This window comes from Bartonella sp. AA89HNZF (assembly GCF_042196905.1).
Lineage (GTDB): Bacteria > Pseudomonadota > Alphaproteobacteria > Rhizobiales > Rhizobiaceae > Bartonella.
In genome coordinates this window covers 1-642 of record NZ_JBHIRD010000120.1, presented here as the reverse complement: position 1 = coordinate 642, position 642 = coordinate 1, and the positions used below count along the sequence as shown (strand labels likewise).

The 642-nt window shown below is 37.5% G+C and carries 1 pseudogene; it reads left to right on the top strand.

Features of this window, described 5'->3' with window-relative positions:
• Positions 1-642: pseudogene (locus ACFIN0_RS10035) on the top strand (DNA adenine methylase); the annotation flags it as partial.

The window sequence follows — 642 nt, the reverse complement described above, 5'->3', positions numbered from 1 at the left end:
ATACCGATTTTAAATAATATTGACCACGAAACCTATGTTGAACCGTTTTTAGGCTCTGGTGTTATTTTTCTAAATAAAAGACCAGCAAAATATTCTGTGATTAATGATTTGAATGGAGAGATCACGAATCTGTTTCAATGTGTTCAAAACCATTTTGATGATTTAGCCAAACGATTGGAGTGGTTTGTTTGTTCAAGACAGTTGTTTTTTGACCTTGCTGCGATTGACCCAGAAAGCCTTTCCAAAGTTGAAAGAGCCGCCCGGTTTTTATTTCTCCAGCGTTGTGTCCTTTATGGGAAAAAAGATTACGTTTCTTTTAGCTTTGGAATCCCGAAAAGCTGTTATCAAGGATGAGACGTGTTAGACAGAAGCTTCTTGATACGACGATTTTAAATTTATCGTGGGAGCGGGTTATCGAGCTATTTGATGCACCCGACAGTTTATTTTATCTAGACCCGCCTTATCTTGTAAAGAAGAAGTGTTACAGCTCTGGGAATTTTGTTGAAGATGATTTTGTGAGTATGGCAAAAGTTCTCAAAAGCATACAAGGCAAATTTGTCTTGAGTCTGAATGATTGTGATGCGGTTCTAGAGATCTTTAAGGATTTTGACTTTTTAGAAGTGGAGACCCTTTGGACATCAG